Source organism: Serratia sp. KG1D (assembly GCF_037150675.1).
In the GTDB taxonomy this organism is placed as follows: Bacteria; Pseudomonadota; Gammaproteobacteria; order Enterobacterales; family Enterobacteriaceae; genus Serratia; species Serratia nematodiphila.
In genome coordinates, this window is record NZ_JBAGIH010000002.1 from 118,663 (window position 1) to 141,300 (window position 22,638).

The 22,638-nt window shown below is 60.3% G+C and carries 20 protein-coding genes; 11 read left to right on the forward strand and 9 right to left on the reverse strand.

Annotated features, from left to right (window positions below; all coding sequences use genetic code 11):
* Positions 1-34 precede the first annotated feature (34 nt).
* The 3 genes from WFM45_RS12305 to WFM45_RS12315 all read right to left on the reverse strand — a co-directional run bounded on the left by WFM45_RS12305 (position 35) and on the right by WFM45_RS12315 (position 3,394).
* The gene (locus WFM45_RS12305) at positions 35-952 is read right to left on the reverse strand and encodes an ABC transporter substrate-binding protein (RefSeq protein WP_015378502.1); all 918 of its coding nucleotides are present in this window, start codon (positions 950-952) and stop codon (positions 35-37) included.
* 136 nt (positions 953-1,088) lie between these two features.
* Positions 1,089-2,156 (reverse strand): zinc-binding dehydrogenase, encoded by a 1,068-nt coding sequence (locus tag WFM45_RS12310; protein WP_033632578.1) that lies wholly within the window; start codon positions 2,154-2,156, stop codon positions 1,089-1,091.
* Positions 2,157-2,440: 284 nt separating this feature from the next.
* On the reverse strand, positions 2,441-3,394 hold the full coding sequence (locus WFM45_RS12315; protein WP_336955858.1) for a LysR family transcriptional regulator: 954 nt from the start codon (positions 3,392-3,394) through the stop codon (positions 2,441-2,443).
* A 140-nt stretch (positions 3,395-3,534) separates the two neighbouring features.
* Between WFM45_RS12315 and WFM45_RS12320 the strand changes: the two genes are divergently transcribed.
* Positions 3,535-4,716: a M20 aminoacylase family protein gene (locus WFM45_RS12320; RefSeq protein ID WP_156865855.1), complete on the forward strand. Its 1,182-nt coding sequence runs from the start codon at positions 3,535-3,537 to the stop codon at positions 4,714-4,716.
* 22 nt (positions 4,717-4,738) lie between these two features.
* On the forward strand, positions 4,739-5,527 hold the full coding sequence (locus tag WFM45_RS12325; RefSeq protein WP_213929307.1) for an ABC transporter substrate-binding protein: 789 nt from the start codon (positions 4,739-4,741) through the stop codon (positions 5,525-5,527).
* Between the two features lie 158 nt (positions 5,528-5,685).
* Here the strand turns inward: WFM45_RS12325 and tmaR are convergent, their stop codons facing one another.
* The 3 genes from tmaR to WFM45_RS12340 all read right to left on the reverse strand — a co-directional run bounded on the left by tmaR (position 5,686) and on the right by WFM45_RS12340 (position 8,093).
* Complete coding sequence (gene tmaR / locus WFM45_RS12330) at positions 5,686-6,003, reverse strand: PTS system regulator TmaR (RefSeq protein WP_004935612.1); 318 nt, start codon at positions 6,001-6,003, stop codon at positions 5,686-5,688.
* Between the two features lie 160 nt (positions 6,004-6,163).
* Positions 6,164-7,231, reverse strand: coding sequence for an FUSC family protein (locus WFM45_RS12335; protein WP_021505906.1), 1,068 nt, complete (start codon positions 7,229-7,231; stop codon positions 6,164-6,166).
* 94 nt (positions 7,232-7,325) lie between these two features.
* Positions 7,326-8,093 carry an N-acetylmuramoyl-L-alanine amidase gene (locus WFM45_RS12340; RefSeq protein WP_021505907.1) on the reverse strand — a complete coding sequence of 256 codons (768 nt, stop codon included), beginning with the start codon at positions 8,091-8,093 and terminating at the stop codon, positions 7,326-7,328.
* Between the two features lie 175 nt (positions 8,094-8,268).
* Between WFM45_RS12340 and WFM45_RS12345 the strand changes: the two genes are divergently transcribed.
* Complete coding sequence (locus tag WFM45_RS12345; protein ID WP_004935623.1) at positions 8,269-9,015, forward strand: S24 family peptidase; 747 nt, start codon at positions 8,269-8,271, stop codon at positions 9,013-9,015.
* A 36-nt stretch (positions 9,016-9,051) separates the two neighbouring features.
* Here the strand turns inward: WFM45_RS12345 and WFM45_RS12350 are convergent, their stop codons facing one another.
* A complete protein-coding gene (locus WFM45_RS12350) occupies positions 9,052-10,161 on the reverse strand; it encodes an SDR family oxidoreductase (protein WP_336956284.1) in 1,110 nt (369 codons plus the stop codon).
* 258 nt (positions 10,162-10,419) lie between these two features.
* On the opposite strand from WFM45_RS12350, the gene WFM45_RS12355 reads away from it, so the two are divergent.
* The 3 genes from WFM45_RS12355 to sbcB all read left to right on the forward strand — a co-directional run bounded on the left by WFM45_RS12355 (position 10,420) and on the right by sbcB (position 12,387).
* A complete protein-coding gene (locus WFM45_RS12355; protein ID WP_049278604.1) occupies positions 10,420-10,626 on the forward strand; it encodes a hypothetical protein in 207 nt (68 codons plus the stop codon).
* A 54-nt stretch (positions 10,627-10,680) separates the two neighbouring features.
* A complete protein-coding gene (locus WFM45_RS12360; RefSeq protein ID WP_004935635.1) occupies positions 10,681-10,869 on the forward strand; it encodes a DNA polymerase III subunit theta in 189 nt (62 codons plus the stop codon).
* A gap of 90 nt (positions 10,870-10,959) precedes the next feature.
* The gene (sbcB, locus tag WFM45_RS12365) at positions 10,960-12,387 is read left to right on the forward strand and encodes an exodeoxyribonuclease I (protein WP_336955863.1); all 1,428 of its coding nucleotides are present in this window, start codon (positions 10,960-10,962) and stop codon (positions 12,385-12,387) included.
* Between the two features lie 71 nt (positions 12,388-12,458).
* Here sbcB and WFM45_RS12370 read toward each other — a convergent pair whose 3' ends face one another.
* Together WFM45_RS12370 and WFM45_RS12375 are read right to left on the reverse strand one after the other, a co-directional pair.
* A complete protein-coding gene (locus WFM45_RS12370; RefSeq protein ID WP_004935642.1) occupies positions 12,459-13,826 on the reverse strand; it encodes an APC family permease in 1,368 nt (455 codons plus the stop codon).
* A gap of 535 nt (positions 13,827-14,361) precedes the next feature.
* Positions 14,362-15,780, reverse strand: a complete 1,419-nt coding sequence (locus tag WFM45_RS12375) for a glutamine synthetase family protein (protein WP_213929310.1) — start codon at positions 15,778-15,780, stop codon at positions 14,362-14,364.
* 395 nt (positions 15,781-16,175) lie between these two features.
* Here WFM45_RS12375 and puuR point away from each other — a divergent pair, with 395 nt between their 5' ends.
* From puuR to WFM45_RS12400, 5 genes are all read left to right on the forward strand, one after another.
* A complete protein-coding gene (gene puuR, locus WFM45_RS12380) occupies positions 16,176-16,733 on the forward strand; it encodes an HTH-type transcriptional regulator PuuR (protein WP_004935648.1) in 558 nt (185 codons plus the stop codon).
* A 157-nt stretch (positions 16,734-16,890) separates the two neighbouring features.
* A complete protein-coding gene (locus WFM45_RS12385) occupies positions 16,891-18,402 on the forward strand; it encodes a sugar ABC transporter ATP-binding protein (protein ID WP_099981787.1) in 1,512 nt (503 codons plus the stop codon).
* The gene (locus WFM45_RS12390) at positions 18,399-19,394 is read left to right on the forward strand and encodes an ABC transporter permease (RefSeq protein ID WP_075685454.1); all 996 of its coding nucleotides are present in this window, start codon (positions 18,399-18,401) and stop codon (positions 19,392-19,394) included. The genes WFM45_RS12385 and WFM45_RS12390 overlap by 4 nt, the downstream gene beginning before the upstream one ends.
* Positions 19,395-19,638: 244 nt before the next feature.
* On the forward strand, positions 19,639-21,627 hold the full coding sequence (locus WFM45_RS12395; RefSeq protein WP_004935657.1) for a ligand-gated channel protein: 1,989 nt from the start codon (positions 19,639-19,641) through the stop codon (positions 21,625-21,627).
* A 55-nt stretch (positions 21,628-21,682) separates the two neighbouring features.
* Entirely contained in the window at positions 21,683-22,630 is a 948-nt protein-coding gene (locus WFM45_RS12400) for a siderophore ABC transporter substrate-binding protein (RefSeq protein ID WP_336955873.1), read from the forward strand.
* Positions 22,631-22,638 lie beyond the last annotated feature (8 nt).

Here is a 22,638-nt window from a genome sequence, read left to right on the forward strand (position 1 = left end):
AACGCCCCGCCGCAGCGGGGCGAACCTGCCGCTGTTACCAGCTAAAGCCGGCCGCATTGCTGCGGTCGATCAGCTTCACTTTGACCGGCACGGTTTTCGGCACCGTGGCGCCCCAGTAGCGGGCCAGCGCAATGCCGAGCGCGATGCGCAGCTGGTCGCGCGGGAACTGCGCCGAAGTGGCGATAAACGGCGAATTCGGCTTGAGGATCTCTTTGATGGCTTCCGGCTGGCCGTCGACGCTCACCAGCTTGACCTTGGCGCCGTTGCTTTCGATCGCCGCCAGGGCGCCGAGCGCGCCGACGTCGTTGACGCTGAAGATGCCCGCCAGATCCGGCGCCGACTGCAGCATGTTTTCGGTGACGGTCAGCGCGGTGTCGCGCTCCTGCTTGCCGTTTTGTTTGGTGACGATCTTGATGTCGGGGTATTTCTTCATCGCCGCTTCAAAGCCGCGCACGCGCTCCAGGATCGGCACCACCGGGATGCCGTCGAGGATCGCCACCTTGCCTTTGCCGCCCAGCGCTTTCGCCAGGTACTCGCCCGCCTGGAAGCCGGCGTCGTAGTTTTCCGAGCCGACGAACGAGTCCAACGGCCCTTCGGCCTGCGCGTCGATCGCCACCACCACCGCGCCGGCCTTATGGGCGGAGATCACCGCCGACTGCACCCCCACCGAATCGGTTGGGTTAATCAGCAGGATATCCACCTTCTTCTGCAGCATGTCCTCCACGTCGCCGATCTGTTTGGCGACGTCATGGCGGGCATCGGCCACGTACACCTTGGCGCCGATATCCGCCGCCGCCTGATCCAGCGCCTGCTTCATGGTGACGAAGTAGTCGTTGTTCATTTCCTGGAACGACATACCGATAGTGATTTGCTTGGCCAGCGCCCCATGGCTGGCCGCCAACATTCCACCGGCGACGATAAAAGGCAGGGTCTTTTTGAATAATGAAAACATAGCCAATTCTCCTGTAGGGAAGCTTCTTGTTGTGGTTATCAGAGCAACAGCATGTCTTTACGTTTGGCCGACCGGCCGGCCCCTCCATTGCGGACGGGCCGACGGTCGTGACTGCAACAGCGGTACGGCGGGAGGGTCAGGGAACCAGGATCACCTTGATGGAGTCGGTCGAGTCCGCCAGGGCGAAGGCTTCGTCCCAGTCGTTCAATGAATAGCTGTGGGTGACCACGCCGCTTGAGGTCACCAGCCCGCGCTCGAACAGATCGATGGCGATCTCATAGCTGTAGGGCGCCAGGTGCGCGCCGCGAATGTCCAGCTCCTTGCGATCGCCGATGATCGACCAGTCGACGGTGGTTTCCTTGCCAAACACGCTGAACTCCACGAAGCGACCCAGCTTGCGGATCATCTGCAGCCCCTGAGTGACGCCGATTGGCGCGCCGGTGGCCTCGATGTAGACGTCGCAGCCGTAGCCGCCGGTCAGCGATTTGACGATCTGGTCGGCGTCTTCCTTCAGCGGGTTGATCACCACGTCGGCGCCAAATTCCTTCGCCAGCGCCAGCCGCTCGTCGATGGCGTCGATCACGATCAGTTTCTTCGGCGTTTTCAGGCGCGCCACCTGCACCATGCACAGCCCCAGCGGCCCGGCGCCGGCCAGCACCACCACGTCGTCCAGCTGGATGTCGCCGCGCGCCACGGTGTGGATGGCGCAGGCCATCGGCTCAATCAATACCGCGTCTTCATGGCTCAGGCTTTCCGGGATCTTGTGCACGATGGCGTTCTCGGAAAAGCGCATGTATTCCGCCATGCCGCCCTCCGCCACGTCTTTCTGGAAGCCGTAAATGTTATGCGTCTCACACATCCAGTAACTGCCGGATTTGCAGTAACGGCACTCCCAGCACGGCACGATCTGCTCGGCGATCACCCGCTCACCGATCCGGTATTTGCCTTCCGCGCCCTCGCCCAGCGCGGCGATGCGGCCGTAGAACTCGTGCCCCGGCACCACCGGCGGTTTGACCCACGGGGTCTCCCCCCAAAACATCTGCGCACCGTTCTTGCACTTGCAGTCGCCTGCGCAGATGCCGCAGCCTTCCACCTTGATCACCAGCTCGCGCGCCTTCGGCAGCGGCGTGGGCACCTGTTCGAAACGGTAGTCCTGCGGGCCGTGGCAAACGACCGCGCGCATTTTTTCCGGCAACTGGCTCATCTATTCCTCCAATACTCTCATTAAACGCTTGAAAATTATAAATGTTGACGTTGTCATTTTTATCAAACAAAAAACGAACTGAGTTATAAAATTATAAATTTCAACAAATTAACCATTACACATCCCGATAACTAAAAATGACAACGTGAACATAGAGCGACATATAACCAAAGCTGCAAAAATAATTATTTGAGCAAAATCACAGTTCGTTAACATTGCGGCTAAAAATGCTACAAATGCGGATCGCGATCCCATTTACGGGATCGGCGATCCGGGCAGATCCGCTAAATCAGCAGGCGCACGCGATCGTAGATCTGGCGATCCTCCGGCCGCGACGATCGCACCTGCTGGCGCAGGGTGCGCACCAGCGTGTCGATAAACGCATGGGCGGCGGCGTTCAGAATGCTGTTGCGCCGGGTGACGATATTCAACTGCGCCGGTTGGCAGCTCTCGCGCAGCGCCAGCGGCTGCAGGCGAGAGGCGAATTGCGGCAGCGCGGCGATCGGCCGCGGGCACCAGGTGCACATCTCGGCGGATTCCACCAGCGCCTGCAGCATGCCGAACGAATGCGCCTGGATAATGCGCTGGCGCGGCAGGCGCGCGCCGTGGCGGTGGAACACCTCGTCGAGCAGCGCATCGAAACTTTCCTGGGTATAGCTCATCACCCAATCCTGCTCCAGCAGCTGATGCAGCGAGGTGCTGTGCGCCAGCGGGTGGCCGCGCCGCACCATGTACGCCGTTTCATACTCCAGCAGCGGCTCGCAGTGGAACTCCTGCGGCGCCGACGACGCCGGCAGCGGCGTGATGGCGAAATCCATCGTGCCCTCGCGCAGCTGCGACTGGGCGTTGGCCATCAGGCTTTCCGACAGTTCCAGCCGCACCGCCGGCACTTTGCCGCGAAACGCCATCACCGCCGGCGGCAGCACCGTCAGCATCAGCCAGGGGGTAATCGCCGCCTTGACCAGATCCGCCGCACTCCCGCGCAGCGCCGCCATTTCGCCCTGCGCCTGCTCTAACTGGTTCAGCACCAGCCGGGCGTGCGCCAGCAGGGTTTTGCCGTAGGGGGTAAAACCCAGCCCGGTCGGCGTGCGGATCAGCAGCGGCAGCGCCTGTTCTTGCTCCAGTTCGCGCAGTGCGCGGGTCACCGCCGCCTGCGACAGCCCCAGATGCCGCGCCGCCGCGCGAATGCTGCCGCTGTCGGCGCTGGCCACCAGCGCCTGCAGTTGGTGCAGTTTCATGTCCACCTCCTGACAATCATAAGTTGTCAGCATAACCGAACGGCGGCTACCCGGCAAAAATGGAGTTTGCTAGTCTCGATGCCTATCCCCTCTGCCCCGTTCCCCGCCCACTGGCCGGGACCCTTTTGCCGGAGACCGTGATGATGCATTCACTGCTACTGCCTGAGATCGCCGCCGTTCATGATGAGATGGTCGCCCTTCGCCGCCATATTCACGCCCACCCGGAATTGGGATTCCAGGAGTTCGCCACTTCGGATCTGGTGGCGCGGCGGCTGGAGGAATGGGGTTACCGCGTCACGCGTGGCGTAGGACAAACCGGCGTTGTCGCCACACTGCAGCGCGGGCCGGGAAAATCGCTCGGCATCCGCGCCGACATGGACGCCCTGCCGATTGCCGAAACCACCGAACTGCCTTACGCCAGCACCCATTCCGGGGTGATGCATGCCTGCGGCCACGACGGGCACACCGCCATGCTGCTGGCGGCGGCGCGCTATCTGGCGCGGCAGCCGAACTTTTTCGGCACGCTGCATCTGATCTTTCAGCCGGCGGAAGAAGGCGGCGGCGGCGCCAGAGTGATGATCGAAGACGGCCTGTTTGAGCGCTTCCCCTGTGACGCGGTGTTCGCCATGCACAACGTGCCCGGCTTACCCACCGGCCACCTGGGCTTCGCCTGCGGCCCCTTCATGTGCTCGGCCGATACGGTGCACATCACCCTGCACGGCCACGGCGGCCACGGCGCGGTGCCGCAGAGCACCGTCGATCCGGTGGTGGCCTGCGCAGCCATCGTTATGAGCCTGCAAACCATCGTGGCGCGCAATATCGATCCGCAGGAAACGGCGATCGTCACCGTGGGGGCGATGCAGGCCGGCCAGGCCGCCAACGTGATCCCGGCGACCGCCACCCTGACGCTCAGCGTGCGCGCGCTGACGGCGGCGGTGCGTGCGCGGCTGGAACAGCGCATCACCGAACTGGTCACGGCGCAGGCCGCCAGCTTCGGCGCCCGCGCGGAGATCGACTATCAACACGGCTACCCGGTGCTGGTGAACCACCCGGCAGAAACCGAACTGGCGCGCGCGGTGGCGCTGGAATGGGCCGGAGAGAGCCGGGTGATCCCCACGCTGCGGCCGTTCACCGCCAGCGAAGATTTCGCCTTTATGCTGGAGAAGTGCCCGGGCAGCTACATCTCGATCGGCAACGGCCCCGCCACGCCGGGCAATTCCCTGCACAACCCCGGTTATGACTTCAACGACGACAGTCTGTCGTTGGGCGCCACTTACTGGGTCAAATTGGTCGAGCGCTTTTTGGCTCGCCCCGCGGTTTAATCGCCAACACAGAGGAAATGACATGAAAATCATCAAAGGGCTGTTGTTGTTGCTGCCGCTGGCCGCGAGTTTTCCCGCGCTGAGCGGTGAATTCAGCGGCAAAGTGATCAAGCTGGGCATCGATCCCACCTTTCCGCCGCTGGAGTATAAAAATCCGCAGGGCAAGCTGACCGGCTTCGGCGTCGATATCGCCCAGGCGCTGTGTGACCAGATACAGGCCAAATGCGTGTGGGTGGAAAGCAGCTGGGACGGCATGATCCCCGGCCTGCAGGCGAAGAAGTTCGACGCCATCGCCTCGTCGATGACCATTACGCCGCAGCGCCGGCAGCAGATCGCTTTCTCCAGCAAAGTCTCCAACGCCCCGGCGCGGCTGGTGGCGCATAAAGGCAGCAACCTGCAGCCTACCGCCGCCTCGCTGAAGGGCAAATCGGTCGGCGTGCAGCAAGGTTCCAGCCAGGAGGCCTACGCCAACGCGCTGTGGCGGCCGGCCGGCGTCAACGTGGTGGCTTACCAAAGCCAGCAGGAGGTGAACGAAGATCTGGCCAACGGCCGCCTGGATGCGTCGCTGCTGGCCAGCGTCAGCGCCAGCGAATTCTTCAAAACGCCCGGCGGCAAAGATTTCGCCTTTATCGGCGCCGAATTGAGCGACAGCAAGTACTTCGGCATCGGCGACGGCATCGGGGTGCGCAAAGAGGATACCGCGCTGCTTAACGCCTTCAACGCCGCGCTGCAGGCGATCCGCGCCAACGGCACTTACAAGAAAATCAACGACAAGTATTTCGACTTCGACATGTACGGCGCGGAGCAGTAACACGCGTTCCCCGACGGTTACCTGCAGATCCTGCAGGATGGGGAGGCGCCTTCGGCCGCCGGGGAACGCCCCAACGGAAACGGCAGTGTCGGCAAGAACGGAAAATCAGGCGGGATAAGGATGCGGGCCAGGCAGGACGCCCGGCCCGCTAAAGCGGGTTACTTCACTTCGCCCATCGCCTTCAGCTTTTTGGACAGCTCGCGGCGTTCTTTGGACAGATCGGCATTTTTGATGATGTAGTCATCAACGCGATCTTCGTAGTCGCTGCGCATGTTGGCGATGATGCCCTGAATGTCTTCAATGCTCATGCCGGGCTTGATGTACTCACTCAGGTTGTCGAGCAGCAGCACGCGCTTCTGGTTATCACGAATTTTCTTTTCGTTGTCGACGATCTCGCGTTGCAGTTTGTTTTTGCGGCGGAACATACGCACAAACTCCAGCACGTCCTGGAAACTCGGCTTATTTGCATTATCCATCTTTATACCCTTGCTTTAGTAATACACAGATTCATTTGCTTACGGCCACATGGCACCAAGATACAGGTTTGTGGCGGTCCGGCACAACAGTGATTGGCTTATCTTACCCACTTTGCCCCGGCGGCCAAAACCCAAAGCGCCGCCTTCATGATCTGACCCCTTATTCGCGCCCGGCGGCGGTGCAAACCTGAAGCAAATCCCCCAACTCTTCCAACTGCTGCGCCAGCTCCATGCTGAGCCAGACATAGCCGTAAATCGGCGCTTCGCCGTGCTGGCCAAGGCTGACCTCTTGCATCAGCGTTTTCAGCTCGCCGGCGATCTCCGCCAACTGCCCCGCCGCCGCCTGCCGCTGCGCCTGCGGCCCTTCGCGCATCAGCACCGCCAACGACTCCAGCGAGCTCAGCGTCAGCAGCTGGGTGCTGCGCAGCGTGCGGGCGTTCAGCATGATGAAGTGCGTTTCACGCGAGGCCCAGTAGGCGTCGGCCATCAGCTCCAGCGTGCACACCAGATTGCGGCTGAGGGTTTGCACCGCCTCGAACACCGCTTTGGGGATGCGGGTTTCCTTGCTGGCGGGCACGATCAGGCTGCGCAGCTTCACCACCTGATTCAACAGATCCTTGAGCTGCGGCTCCAGCCGCGGCCGCTCAATGACGTTCGGCGAAAAATACGCGCCGTAGATACGGGCGGCGGTTTGCAGACAGTCCGCCATTTGCATGCGCCACAGAATATAGGCGCGCTGTGGGTAGATGCTGGTGAACAGCAGCGCCAGCAGCGAGCCGAAGATCACGTCGCCGCTGCGCCACAGCGCGGTGTGCATGTCACCGGCGCCCGCGCCGCACACCACCGCCAGCGTGATCCCCACCAGCAGCGCCATATACGGCCGTTTGCCGAGCGTCAGGTAACCGCAGACGAACATCACCACGCCGCACCATGCCAGCATCAGCGGCAGCGAATAGAGTTCCAGATACAGGGCGATCAGGCCGGAAGCCGCGCCGAACACCGTACCGGCAATGCGTTGCAGCGCCCGCTGCAGCACGTTGCCCCAAAACGAGATCGGCCCCATCACCACCACCAGGGTGATCAGCGGCCAGGTGCCTTCGGGCACCGCCAGCAGGCGGATCAGCAGAAAGGTCAGGATAAACGCCAGCCCGATGCGCACGCCGTGAACGATGCGATAGTGGCGATAGGTCAGCAGTTCAAGTGAAGAGATTTTTCGATCGAGGCGCACAGTGCCTCCGATAAACACCAGCCAGGCCGCTATTTTAGCGGAGGAAGCCCGGCAAGGAAAAGGCGAATGAGGCGTCCCCCATTCGCCGTCAGGCTCAGGCGGCGTATTTGTCGACCAGCGCGCGCAGAACGGCGGCGGTTTCAACATCCATCACGCCGTCATACTTCTGCGGACGGAAGTGCAGCTGGAACGCGCGCACCAGCTGGCGATAGCCTTCTGCGGTGTTCGCCGCCGAGGTGTCGTAGCCGTATTGGGCGAACAGTTTCAGCAGCTCAGCCTGCGCCGGCAGACCCTGGCTGCAGTATTCCTGCTGGCGCTGCTGCTTGGTCGCTTCGTCATACCAGGCGCCGACGCCGGCCTGATACAGCTGCTGCCACGGGAACTGCGGGCCCGGATCGCTCTTGCGGCCCGGCGCGATGTCGGAGTGCGCCACCACGTTCACCGGCGAGATGTCCGGATAACGCTGCAGGATGTTCTGCGCCAGCTGGGTGACCGCCTCGATCTGCTGCGGATTGAACGGCGGAAAGGTGATGTTTCCACCGTCGCCGCTCGCCAGGTTGACGATCTCGATGCCGATCGAGGTGTCGTTGATATTGCTGCGGGTGCCCCACTGGCTGGTGCCGGCATGCCAGGCGCGCTCATTCTCGTCCACCAGGTTGAAGATGCGCACGCCGCTGAAGCCGGCGGCCTGATAGGTGGCATCGGTCGGATCCGGCACCAGATAGTGCGCGCTGACCGATTTTCCGGTCAACGACGTCACCGAGTCGGCGAAGTTTTGCGCCGTGTAATGCAGCACCAGAAAGCGCACGCGGTGGCCGAAGCTGGCGACCGATCGGTAGCTATTGTAATCAATCTTGTACATCGTAAAGTCCCTCTCTCGTTTGATTTCACTGAGCGGCCTCTCATCATGACAGGCCGCCCCGCACGGGTGAACCCTTGGCTCACCCTTTTTGTTTTAGCTAATTGCTAAATCATGCGCAAGTGTTTTTAGCAAAATCGTTATTTACCTTTTTGCTAAAGAGTGCGATCATTGCACGATGGAAACTAAAGAAATCAGGCGCAACAATCTGCGCGAATTAATGGCCCGCTACGCCCGGCAAGGCGTCAACCAGAATGAATTCGCCACGCTGGTTGAGTCTTCCGCGCCGACGCTGAGCCAAATCATCGGGGAGAAATCCTCCCGCAATCTTGGCGACAATCTGGCCAGGCGGATCGAGGCCAGGCTGAATTTGCCCAAGGGCTGGTTCGACGTGTTTCATGAAAAGCAGCTGGTGCGCCCGTTTGACAACGTGGCGGCGGAGTCGGACTTCCAGCCCGCCCGTTTGAAACCGGTGGTATGGGAAGATACCGAACAAGACAAGGAAGAGTTTGTGGAGATCCCGCTGCTGGATATCGATTTTTCCGCCGGCGACGGCTGCTACGAAATCGTCGATCGCGAGGAGTTTTCGCTGATCTTCCGCCGTTACTATCTGCACAAGATGGGGGTGGCGGTCAACGCCGCGCGCATTATCCGCATCTCCGGCTCCAGCATGGAACCGCGTCTGCAGGACGGCGACGTGGTCGGCATCAATACCGACGACACACGCATCCGCGAGGGCAAGACCTACGCCATCCGCCACGGCAATTTGCTGCGGGTGAAGGTGCTGATCGAACAGCCGGACGGCGGCGTCGTCATCCGCTCCCTCAACCGGGAAGAGTACCAGGACGAGCATCTCAGCTATCAGCAGCGCAAGGAGCAACTGGTGGTGCTCGGCCGCGTCTTCTGGTCGTCTTCGTCCTGGTAACGGACGATAACCTCGGGCGCCCGTTGCGCCCGGCGGTTATTTGAAGTCCACCACCATCTGCTGCTGGATAGACAGCCCGCGCGTCGACTGCACGCAGCCGGCGATGTAGTCGGTGAAACGCGGCGGTTTCGGCATGCCCAGCTTGAGGATCTTCTCGTTGCTGAAACGCACGTTGAGCATGGCGAACGATCCGTACAGGCGCATCGCCTTCAGCATCAGCCGCTCGTTGCACGGGCCGAAAATGTCTTTCAGCTGGCGGCGCATTTTCACCAGCGCGTCATAGGTCACCTGCGCATACTCATCGCCCACCGGCGCTTTTTCCAGGGCCGCCGCCATGGCATTGTCAATTTCGGCAAAGCTGACGCTGCTCTCCTCACCGGCGGAGATGTGATAAACGTCGTTCTCCAGCGTTTCGCTGTTCATCAGCATCACCAGCGCATCCGCGCAGTAGTCCGCCGGGATCACGTCGATATTGTCCTGCAGCGAGCACATGAACTTGCGCAGCATCAGCGCCATGCCAAACACCCAGAAAATGCTGCTGGAAGGCTGGCAGCCCAGGCGGGTGTGCCCCACCACGATCGACGGACGAGCGATGGTCAACGGCATTTGCGGGCAGCGCTGGCGCATCAGCTGTTCGATGGTGGATTTGGAACGGGTATATTCCACCAGGTGTTCGGCGTCTTCCTCAAACTCGCCGCTCTCCGCCACCAGCGAACCCGGCTCCGGCGAACAGGACATGGCGGTGCCGACGTGCAGGAAACGTTTTAATCCCGGCACCTGCGCCATTCTTTCGGCAAAGGCCAGAGTGCCTTCTACGTTTACCTTCCAAATGAGCGGGTTATTACCAAATGAAGCAACGGCCGCGCAGTTAATAACGTGCGTAACATTGTTAATACGAGCGTCAGTTAAAAAGTCGGCCGGCTCGGAAAGGTCGCCCAATAATATATTTTCAATCGTAATTTTAGACAGCAGGTTCGCATCGATATTAAACTTTTCCATATTCTCGCGAATACGGGCCAGCCCTTGCTGCGCATCGTCTGCACGCACCAGTAAAAGATAATTAACAGACTGATTTTCAATCAATAATTTTTCGATAACCGCACCACCAAGAAAGCCGGTAGCGCCGGTCAACAGTAGCGTTTTCATCATTGTCACCCACATTGGCATTGAATGTGGTTGATTGTATCCGCGGATATTTAAACAAATATTAAATAGAATTACGGCGCCCTTAAACACTTTTCTTAATATTATCTTAAGGAATCTTTTGAAACATCCATCATGGGTTTAGTAACAAAAGAACCGCGTAGATTCTATGATTAATCTCCGCCGTTTAAATACTATTGATGTAGTGCCTGATTTAATTTAACGGTCAATGTTATTTCTCTTCTCGTCCGTGGAGGACTTATGACCTATAACCAAAAAATCTGGTTGGGGGTTTTGCTGCTGTGCACCCTGTTTTGGGGGGCAGTGATAAGCGGCGCCTGTTCGCTGTATAATCGGACAGATCGCCTCAATGCGCACCAGGCGCAGAGCGAGTTCGCCGCCCGCCACAGTCTGCCCCACTGCCCGCAGCAAAGCGTTCAGGCCTCCGCCGCCCCCCGGAATGGGTAGGGACAAGACCGGCTAACGATCCTATTATACCCTAAGATTAACAGGGAGATAACGATGGCTCGAAAGCTGGATAGCTTACCGCAGGCGCAACGCGAGAAAATAGAAACCGATTTGCTGGCCATCAGCGTGATCTACAACGAGCGCTACGGCATCGCCTCGACCCAGACGGAAACGGAACAACAGATCCCCGACCACCTGCTCCCCTACTTTCATCAGCGGTTGGATTACTATCGCCGTGCGTAATTGCGCGCATTTCGCTAACCGCCGCTTGGCATCGCTCCCCACGCCGTTACAATAGGGGCATATTGTATCCGCCACTGAAGAGACGCGATTTTGAGCAGCAAGGCAACGGCCACATTTTATATTCACGATTACGAGACCTTCGGCAAGAGCCCGTCGCTGGACCGCCCGGCGCAGTTCGCCGGCGTGCGCACCGATATGGATTTCAACATTATCGAAGAGCCGCTGGTCATCTACTGCGCCCCGGCCGACGACTACTTGCCGGAACCGGAGGCGGTGATGATCACCGGCATCACGCCGCAGGTGGCGCGCGCCAAAGGCGTTAATGAAGCCGAGTTCACCCGCCAAATCCATCAGGCCTTCAGCGTGGCCGGCACCTGCATTCTCGGTTACAACAACATCCGCTTCGATGACGAAGTGAGCCGCAATATCTTCTATCGCAACTTCTACGATCCCTACGCCTACAGCTGGCAAAACGGCAACTCGCGTTGGGATCTGCTGGATGTGATGCGCGCCTGCTACGCCCTGCGCCCGGACGGCATCGTCTGGCCGGAAAACGAAGACGGTTTCCCCAGCTTCCGCCTCGAACACCTCACGCGCGCCAACGGCGTCGAACACACGCAGGCTCACGATGCGATGTCGGACGTTTACGCCACTATCGCCATGGCCAAGCTGGTCAAGCAGGCGCAGCCGCGGCTGTTCGATTTCCTGCTGCAGCACCGCAACAAGCACAAGCTGAACGCCCTGATCGACGTCGCCGACATGACGCCGCTGGTGCACGTCTCCGGCATGTTCGGCGCGGCGCGCGGCAACACCAGCTGGGTGTCGCCGTTGGCCTGGCACCCGGACAACAAGAACGCGGTGATCATGTGCGATCTGGCCGGCGACATGACGCCGCTGCTGACGCTGAGCGCTGAGCAGCTGCGTGAAAGGCTGTACACCCGCCGCGACGATCTGGCGCCGGATCAGGCGCCGGTGCCGATCAAGCTGGTGCACATCAACAAATGCCCGGTGCTGGCGCCGGCCAAAACCCTGCTGCCGGAGAACGCCGAGCGGCTGGGCATCGATCGTCAGGCGTGCCTGCAAAATCTGCAGCGGCTGAAACAGCACCCGGAAGTGCGCGAGAAAGTGGTGGCGCTGTTCGCCGAAGCCGAGCCGTTCAGAGGTTCCGAGGACGTCGACGCCCGCTTGTACGACGGTTTCTTCAGCGACGCCGACAAGGCGGCGATGAGGATTATCCAGCAGACCAAGCCGCAGAACCTGCCGGCGCTGGATCTGGCCTTCAGCGACGGCCGCATGAAAGAGCTGCTGTTCCGCTTCCGCGCGCGCAACTATCCGAATACGCTGGACGACGCCGAGCAGCGCCGCTGGCTGCAACACCGCCAGGAAGCGCTGAGCGCGGAGCGCGTGCAGAGTTACCTGCTGCAGCTCGAATCACTGTATAACCTGCACGAAGGCGACAAAGAGAAAACCGCCCTGCTGAAAGCGCTGTTCGATTACGGCAAAGAGTTGGTGGGATAAAACCCGCAGCAAGCAGAAAAGGAAAAGGCCGCGAAAGCGGCCTTTTTTGTGGCTGAGGAGACGGCTCGCGCTTAGGCGGCGTCTTCGCTCGCTTGCGGCACCGGCAGACGGAAGCTGCGGGTGACGAAGGCCAGGTAGATCAGGCCGATGGCCGCCCAAACCAGGCCCAGCGTCATCGAGCTGGCTTCCAGGTTGATCCACAGCGCGCCGACGGTCAGTGCGCCCATCACCGGCAGGATCAGGTAGTTGAACGTGTCCTTCACGGTGCGGTTCATCTTGTCGCGAATATAGAACTGCGAGATCACCGACAGGTTGACGAAGGTGAAGGCCACCAGCGCACCGAAGTTGATCAGCGCGGTCGCGGTCACCAGGTCAAACGACACCGCGGACAGCGCGATGGCACCTACCAGCAGCACGTTCAGCGCCGGGGTACGCCACTTCGGATGCACATAGCCGAAGAAGCGAGTCGGGAACACGCCGTCGCGGCCCATAACGTACATCAGACGCGAAACGCCCGCGTGCGCCGCCATGCCTGACGCCAATACCGTCACGCAGGAGAACACCAGGATCACCGACTGGAAAAACTTGCCCGCCACGTACAGCATGATTTCAGGCTGCGACGCGTCAGGATCCTTGAAGCGCGAGATGTCCGGGAAGTACAGCTGCACGAAGTAAGACACCACGATAAAGATGATGCCGCCGATCAGCGCCGTCAGGAAGATGGCTTTCGGGATCACTTTCTCTGCGTCTTTGGTTTCTTCGGACAGCGAGCTGATGCCGTCGAAGCCCAGGAACGAGAAGCACAGGATGGTCGCGCCGGTAATCATCGGCACCACGTGAGCGTTATCAGACCAGAACGGGCGGCTGCTGACCAGCGTACCGGCGCCTTCGCCGTGGTAAACGCCGTTGATCACCAGACCCAGGAACACGATCATGATCGCCACCTGCACCACCACGATGATGGAGTTCAGGTTGGCCACCAGCTTGATGCCGCGCAGGTTGAAAATCGTCATCAACCCGACCAGCACCGCCACGAAGATCCAGGACGGGACGCCCGGGAAGATCGCTTCCAGGTAAATCTTGGCCAGCAAAATGTTGATCATCGGCATGAACAGGTAGTCCAGCAGCGATGACCAGCCCACCATAAAGCCGACGTGCGGGCTGATGGCTTTCTGGGCGTAAGTGTAGGCGGAACCGGCGGAAGGGAACTTCTTCACCAGCTTGCCGTAGCTCAGGGCGGTAAACAGGATCGCCAGCAGAGCGAAGGCGTACGCGGTCGCGACGTGACCATCGGTCAGGCCGGATACGATGCCGAAGGTATCGAAGATGGTCATTGGCTGCAGATAAGCCAGACCCATCATCACTACCGGAACTAATGTCAGGGTTTTACGCAGCTGAGTGCGCTGAGCCGGAGCGGCGTTAAGGGTGTTATCGGACATTGTTCAGCCCCCCCTTACCTTGAGCCTTGCGGATGGCGGACACGCCAAGACTTAAGGTTGCGGGGAAACTTCGCAACGAGCGACTTAATTCTAAAAGAAGGGGATTGTAAGCTGGATAACGGGTCGAGGTAACCTCGGCTGCTCCATAGTCGCTGCGGCCACAGCGGAAACCGGCGGGCACCGGCGCTAAAGTGAAAAATTGCCCCATCTTTCTAATCCTCATGAGTCACGACCATAAAGTTTTGTTTGATCGTGCACGAAACTATTTATCTATCCGGATCGGTGTCCGGCCTCGCTTGGTGTATGAAACGCTACGTTGGTAAAACTTAATGCAAAAAAAATAACCGACGCTTTCAAAACGTCGGCTATCTGCATTTGAGATATTTTGCACCAGAATGCCTCCGGATGACAAGATCCGGAAGCCCTCAAATACAAATTCTTTTTGTCGATCGAACGGAAAACCAGCCCGGCAGGCGAATTAATCCGCTACCAGCAGGCCGGTCGCCCGCACATACTTCTTACTTTATACGCCCATTCAGGCATTTTTCAACATCCAGTCGATCTCGGTTTCCGTCACCCGCCGTTCAAACTGCAGCAATTCGTCCGTCTTGCAGGCGTGATAAACTTGGGTGAAACGCTCGCCCAGATAGTGGGTCAACGCATGCTGATGTTCAAACTCGTACAGCGCATCGCTCTGGCGGATCGGCAGCGGCAGCCCCTCCTGCTCCAGCCCGTTGCCGGTCACCGGCTCAGGCAACGGCAGCGCGTTGTCCAACCCGTACAACATGCCGGCCAGGATCGCCGCCATCACCAGATAGGGGTTGGCGTCGGCGCCGGCCACGCGGTACTCCACCCGATGATTCTCCGGTTCGCCGCAGGGAATGCGCAGCGCCACGGTGCGATTGTTGTGGCCCCAGGCGGCCTGGATCGGCACATACATCCCCGGTTGGAAACGCCGATAGGCATTGACGTTCGGCGCCAGCAGCGCCATCGACGCCGGCATCAGGGTGATCATCCCGGCCAGCGCCTGTTTCAGCAACGGTGAATCCTCGCCTTGGCCGTCGGCAAACAGGTTGTTGCCCGCCCCGTCCTGCATGCTGACATGCACATGCATGCCGCTGCCGGCGTAATCCTCATAGGGTTTGGCCATAAAGGTGGCGTGCATACCGTGGTTCTCGGCCACCAGCCGCACCAACCGTTTCAGCGCCAGCGCGTGGTCGCAGGCCAGCAAGATGTCGTCGGAATGGCGCAGGTTGACCTCGAACTGCCCCGGCGACGCCTCCGCCACCGCGCCGTCCGCCGGCAGCCCCTGCAGCTTCGCCAACGCGTCGATATCGTTCAGCACCTCGGCGAAATGGTTCAGGTTATCGACGGAGTACACCTGGCTTTGGGTATTGCGCTCCTGAGTGCCGGGCGCACACGGCGGCTGCAAATCGCCTTCTGCGTCGCGCTGCCTGTCGATGAGATAGAACTCCAGCTCTACCGCTGCCACCGGGAACAAGCCGCGCTGTCGCAGCGCCTGCCACACGCGGTTCAGCACATTACGGGGTTCAACGTCAAAGGGAGTGCCATCTTCATCCAGCATGGTCAGCAACACCTGGCCGATATGCTCCGGATCGGCGGCCGACGGCGTCAGCGAACCGGGCACCGGCAGGCAAATGCGATCCGGCTCGCCGAGCTCCTGCCCAAGACCGGTCTCCTCCACCACGTTACCGAGGATGTCCATGGCGAACACCGACGCGGGGAAGTAGCTGCCTTTTTCCAGTTTTTTCAACCCTGAGACGGGTATACGTTTGCCGCGGAAGGAACCATTGAGATCGGTAAGAAGGATATCGACATACTGCGTGGCGGGATGGCGTTCCAAATAATGAGCAACCTCATTTTGGAACGCGCTACTTCGCCTCTCTTCATGATGCTGTGCAAAATGTTCAACTGCTGCGCTATTGGTTTGCATACGTCACCCGCCATTATGCTCTTAAGGCGCGTTAGCGCCCGTCCGCCGTTCGATTCAACACATGATTGGATTTCTCGCCAGGTCGCGCCGCTGCCGGGCGCTCAAAATAACATCCACAATATGAAACATAGTCTTAACAGAATGGGTTTGCAAATGTTACAATCCTGTTTGATTATTCACCACCGGCTGCTAAATTGATAAAATATTGACCGAAAAGGCCTTGCTGCCATTTTTACGTCAACTATTTCGTCCAACGCACCGAGAGTGAACATGGGCAATATATTTTCCAAACCTGCCCTAACTATCGATATCATGCAGCATCGTTATCGCCCAGACAGGCGCCCGATAACGATATTCATGTCTGCCTGTCGCCCCTACCAGAAGGAAGTACCGCTATGAGCGAAGCCAGCTTGGCACCGGGCAAACGCCTGTCACAGATCCGTCAGCAATTGGGTTTGTCGCAGCGCCGGGTCGCCGAACTGTCCGGGTTAACCCACAGTGCGATCAGCACCATCGAACAGGACAAGGTCAGCCCGGCCATCAGCACGCTGCAAAAGCTGCTGAAGGTGTATGGCCTGTCGCTGTCTGAATTCTTTGCCGAACCGGAGGCCGTCGACGAACCGCGCGTGGTGATCGACGCCGAGGATCTGATTGAGATCGGCAGCCAGGGGGTGTCGATGAAGCTGGTGCACAACGGCAGCCCGACGCGCAACCTGGCGATGATGCTGGAAACCTACCAGCCCGGCACCACCACCGGCGAAAAGATCAAGCATCAGGGCGAAGAGATCGGCACCCTGCTGGAAGGCGAGATCGTGCTGACCATCAACGGCCAGAGCTATTGCCTGAGCGCCGGTCAGAGTTACGCCATCAACACCGGCATTCCGCACAGCTTCAGCAATACGTCGGCTCGCGTTTGCCGCATCGTCAGCGCACACACCCCTACCACCTTCTGACCGCTTCTCGCACCGGCGCAGCCTGACGCGGGTTGCGCCCCTGCCCACCCACGATTTTTTCATCGCCGTTATGCCATTTTGTTGGTTGCCAACGGCGCAATCTATGTTACAACAGAGCAAAACAGCCATCTAAACATCTAAACGGCCTTAACACCCTATGTCAACCGCAACGCCTTCACGCCTCGAGATGCGCAATATCTCGATCGCCTTCGCCGGCTTCAACGCGCTGCAGGACGTGGACTTCACGCTGCAGGGCGGATCAATCCATGCGCTGGTCGGCGCCAACGGCGCGGGCAAGTCGACGCTGATGGCGATCCTCTCCGGCGCCCACGATCATTATCGCGGCGAGATCCTGATCGACGGCCAGCCGGTGGCGATCCACTCCCCGTTGCAGGCGCGCCGTCACGGTATTCACGTGGTGCAGCAAGAGGTCGACGTCGCGCTGATCCCCACGCTGTCGGTAGCGGAAAACATCATGCTGGACTGGCTGAACGAGCCGGGCCACTGGCTGAACTGGGCGGAGCTGCACCGCCGCGCCGTGCAGCTGCTGCAGCAATGGGCGCTGCCGCTCAACCCGCGCAGACGCCTGGCAGACTGCACGCTGGCGGAAAAACAGCAGGTGCTGCTGGCGCGCGCGCTGTCGCACCGCTGCCGTTTTCTGGTGCTCGACGAGCCGACCGCGCCGCTCGATCGCGCCGAGAGCGAGCGCCTGTTTAACGTGGTGCGCCGCCTGCAATCCGAAGGCATCGGCATCGTGTTTATTTCCCACCGCATCCACGAACTGAGCGACATTTGCGATCGGCTGACGGTGCTGCGCGACGGCCGGCGCGTCAGCGAAGACGCCATGCGCGGGCTGAGCGGCGAACAGATCGTCGAGAAGATGCTCGGCCATCGGCTGGACGACATTTTCCCGCCGCCGCGCCCGCCACACCCTGAGCGAACGCTGCTGCAGGTGCAGGGCTTGCACGATCGCCATAAGCTGCGCGACGTTTCGCTGCGGCTGCATGAGGGCGAGATCCTCGGCATCGCCGGGCTGGCCGGGGCGGGCAAAACCGAACTGTGCAAGGCATTGTTCGGCGCCAGCGCCGTGCAGCTCGAGCGCGGCAAACTGCGCGGGCAGCCCTGGGTGCCACGCGCGCCGCACCTGTCGGTCGAACAAGGATTGGCGCTGGTGCCGGAAGAACGCCGCAAAGAAGGCATTTTCATCGACGAGGCGATCCCGATGAACCTGAGCGTCAGCGCCGACGACAGCTTCTCGCGCTGGAGCCTGTTCAGCCGGCGGCAAGAGCTGCGCTGGGCGCGCGAGATCATGCAGCGTCTGAATATTCGCGCCTCCGGCCCTCAACAGCGGCTGGCGCGCCTGTCAGGCGGCAATCAACAAAAAGTGGCGATCGGCAAATGGCTGCGCGGCGACGCCGAGGTGCTGATCTTCGATGAGCCGACCAAGGGCGTGGACATCAAGGCCAAACAGGAGCTGTTCAGCCTGATCGACGGCCTGGCCCGCGCCGGCAAAGGCGTGATTTACGCCTCCGGCGAGTTCGCCGAGCTGATTGGCCTGTGCGATCGCATCTGCGTGCTGTGGGACGGCCGCATCGTGGCGGAATTGAACGCCGCCGACATCGACGAAGAAACCTTATTGCTCTATTCCACCGGAGGAACCCCTGCGTGAGTAAAGAATTTGCCTTGCGGCCTGCGCTGCCCTGGCGCCAACAGCTGTTTGATTTCCTCTACAAGTGGGGCATGCTGCTGACCGTCGCGGCGCTGATCGCCCTGTTTGGCCTGGCGTCGGACAACTTTCTCGATGCCAACAACATCATCAATATCCTGCGTTCGATCGCCATCGTGACGGTGATCGCCATCGGCGTCTCCATCTCGCTGTCGGTCGGCGGTTTCGATCTGTCGGTCGGCTCGACCGCCTCGCTGGCCAACGCGCTGGTGATTTCGCTGTTCGTCTGGCACGGTTTCGGCACCGCCGGCGCCATCGTGGTGACGCTGTTGCTGTGCACGCTGGTCGGCCTGTTCAACGCCCTGCTGATCGTGGTGCTCAAAATCCCCGATATGCTGGCGACGCTAGCCAGCCTGTTCGTGATCCAGGGCGTGGCGATGACCTACAGCTACGGCGGCTCCATCACCCAAAACATGGTGCTGCCGAATGGCGACATGGCCGAAGGCCTGATCCCGGAGGTGTTTTCCGCCCTCGGCCAGGTGCCGGTGATCGTGCTGATCATGCTGGCGGTCACCGTGGCGGTGCAGCTGTTCCTGTCGTTGACCAAGCACGGCCGCCGCATGTACGCCATCGGCGGTAACCCCGAGGCGGCGCGCCTGTCGGGCATTCGCACCGTGCGTTACAGGGTTGCCGCTTACGTCATTTCCTCTTGGCTGGCGGCGCTTGGCGGCATCCTGCTGGCGTCACGTATCGGCTCTTCGCAGGTCAACGCCGGCGGCGGCTATCTGATGGACGCGGTGGCGGCGGCCTATATCGGCTTCTCTCTGGCCGGCGCCGGTAAACCCAATGCGCTCGGCACCCTGATCGGCGCGGTGATCCTCGGCGTGCTGCAAAACGGCCTGGTGATGCTGTCGGTGCCCTACTACGCCATGGACATTATCAAAGGCCTGGTGCTGGCGCTGGCGCTGGCCATCACTTACATCCAGAAACGCTGATCCTTCCCGGCGCACGCCCGCTGCGCCGCTTTTCCCTTTAATTCATCCGGTTACCCTTTTCCGTCAGCAGAACAAGCATACAAATGATATGAATTATCATTAGCGTTTACATTAAGAAAAAAATCCTTACAATACCCTCACGCAACGCTGACGAAGCGACGGATTTCTCAGCGAACGATGAATAATTTCATTAGAAATTCAATTGGTTAATTACTTTCACTTCAATCCAGGAAAGGTTTACCTCATGGAAACGCCACGTTACAGCAAGCTCGCCGCTCTGGTGATCGCCTCACTCAGCGCCACCGCCGCGCTGGCCGCGCCGCAGGACGACACCCAAGACACCATGGTCGTCACCGCCTCCGGCTTCCAGCAAAAAATTCAGGACTCCGCCGCCTCCATCTCGGTGATCCCGCGCCAGCAGATCGAAGATAAGGCCTATCGCGACGTGACCGACGCGCTGAAAGACGTGCCGGGCGTAGTGGTCACCGGCGGCGCCAGCAGCAGCGACATCAGCATTCGCGGCATGTCTTCCAAGTACACGCTGATCCTGGTGGACGGCAAGCGCGTCGACACCCGCGGCACCCGGCCGAACAGCGATAACGCCGGCATCGAACAGGGCTGGCTGCCGCCGATGGAAGCCATTGAGCGCATCGAAGTGGTGCGCGGGCCGATGTCTTCGCTGTACGGTTCCGACGCCATGGGCGGCGTGATCAACGTCATCACCCGCAAGACCTCGCGCACCGAGTGGAAAGGCTCGCTGCACGGCGACGCCACCCTTCAGGAAAACCGCGATTCCGGCGATCTGTTCCAGACCAACGCCTACGCCTCCGGCCCGCTGGTTGAAGGCCTGCTCGGCCTGCGGGTCAACGGCCTGCTGTCGCGCCGCGCCGAAGATAAAATCACCAACGGTTACAACGAGCAGCGCATGCGCAGCGGCACCGCGGTGTTCACCCTGACCCCGGACGAGAAAAACGAATTCGACTTCGAAATCGGCCGCTCGCTGCAGGATCGCAACAGCACGCCGGGCAAATCGGTGGTAGCGGAACGCTGCAGCAAAGGCAAATGCACGCCGACATCGCGCAGCGAAAGCCTGTATACACGCACCAACTACGCGCTGACCCACAACGGCTATTACGACTTCGGCAACTCCACCAGCTACGTTCAGCGGGAAGAGACCAACAACCCGGGCCGCAAAATGAAGATGTACAACACCATCTTCAACACCCAGAACCAGTTCGAGCTGGGTTCACACATGCTGAACCTCGGCGGTCAGTATCGCTATGAAAAACTGAGCGACAGCGGCAACCAGCTTGAATCGGCACAAGGTCTCAGCAAGCTGACGCGCTGGAGCTGGGCGCTGTTCGCCGAAGATGAGTGGGCATTGACCAACGACTTCAGTCTGACGACCGGCATCCGCATGGATCAGGACGAAAACTTCGGCAGCCACTGGACGCCGCGCATGTACGGGGTCTGGCACCTGACCGAACAGTGGACGCTGAAAGGCGGCGTCTCCGCCGGCTACAAATCGCCGGATCTGCGCCAATCCTCCGCCAACTGGGGCCAGGTCACCGGCGGCGGCGTGCGTAAAGGCATCATCGTCGGCAACCCGGATCTGCAGCCGGAGAAGAGCCTGAGCGAAGAGATCGGCCTGATGTGGGATAGCCTGAAAGGCGTCAACGCCGGGGTGACCGTCTTCAACACCGACTTCAAGAACAAGATCACCGAAGTGCGCCGCTGCGAAGACACGCCGGACTGTAAGATCGGCAATGACGTCTACGACTTTATCAGCGATCGCGTCAACGTCGACAAAGCCAATATGCGCGGCGTAGAAGCCACCTTCGGCTGGCAGATCAACAAAGACTGGAAGTGGAACACCAACTACACCTACACCTCTTCCGAGCAGAAGAGCGGCGAGTTCCAGGGCAAGGCGCTCAACCAGATGCCGAAGCACATGGTTAACACCGTGCTGGATTGGCGCGCCACGCAGGACCTCAGCCTGTGGTCGCGCGTTAATTTCCGCAGCAAAACGTCTGAGTATCTGAGCCGTACCTCGATGGCCAAGAGCACGCCGTCCTACACCTTCGTCGATGCGGGCCTGAGCTACCAGGCGGCGAAAAACCTGCAGCTGACCGGCGGGGTCTACAACATCCTCGACAAGACCGTGGATTACGATCACTACAACACCACGCTGGACGGCCGCCGTTACACCGTCGGCATGACCTACAACTTCTGATGCCCCCGGGCGCGCGCTGCGCGCCCTTTTCATTCCATCACCGAGAGGAAGCTCCATGAGATTACGCCGCTCCCCCCTGATGATCGCCCTGCTGGCCGCGATGGCGCTGGCGGGTTGCCACAGCAAAACCGACGCGCCAGCGGCCTCGACCACCGTCAACGTCCAGCACCTGAACGGCAGCACCGAGGTGAAGAAACACCCGCAGCGCATCGTGGTGCTGGATTACGCCTCGCTGGAAACGCTGCAGCTGCTGGGCGTCGAACCGCTGGCGCTGCCCGGCAATCGCAAAAACTTGCCGGATAGCCTGAAACGCTATCAGGACGACAAATACCTCAATGCCGGCACCCTGTTCGAGCCGGATATGGCCGTGCTGCGCGCCGCCAAACCGGATCTGATCCTGATCGCCGGCCGGGCGTCCAAAGCCTATGACGAGCTGAACACGCTGGCGCCGACGCTGAATATGTCCGTCGATCAGCAGGATCAGTTGGGCAGCCTGAAACAGCGCACGCTGCAGCTGGGTGAGCTGTTCGATAAGCAGCAACAGGCGCAGGCGGCGGTCGATAAGCTGGATGCGCAGATCGCGGCGGTCAAACCGCAGGCCGCCCAGGCCGGACGCGGGTTGGTGGTGCTGTTCTCCGGCGGCAAGATCAGCGCTTACGCCCCCAAGAGCCGTTTCAGCTTCGTCTATGACGCCCTCGGCTTCGCGTCCGCGTTGCAGTCCGATGAAAAAGACGTGCGCGGCAACAAGCTGACGCCTGAGCAGGTGGCCAAACTGAATCCGGACTGGCTGTTCATCATCGACAGGGACGCCGCGACCGGGCGGCCGAACGCGGTGGCGCCGCAGAAAATCCTTACCACCACCGCGCTGAAGAAAACCATAGCGGTGAAGAAAGGCCAGGTGGTTTACCTGCCGGCGGCCGAGGTTTATCTGTCCGGCGGCATCGTCACCGCTCAGCACGTCGTCGAACGCGTGAGCGAGGCGCTAACCCACGCTGCGCGATAAAGAAAGCC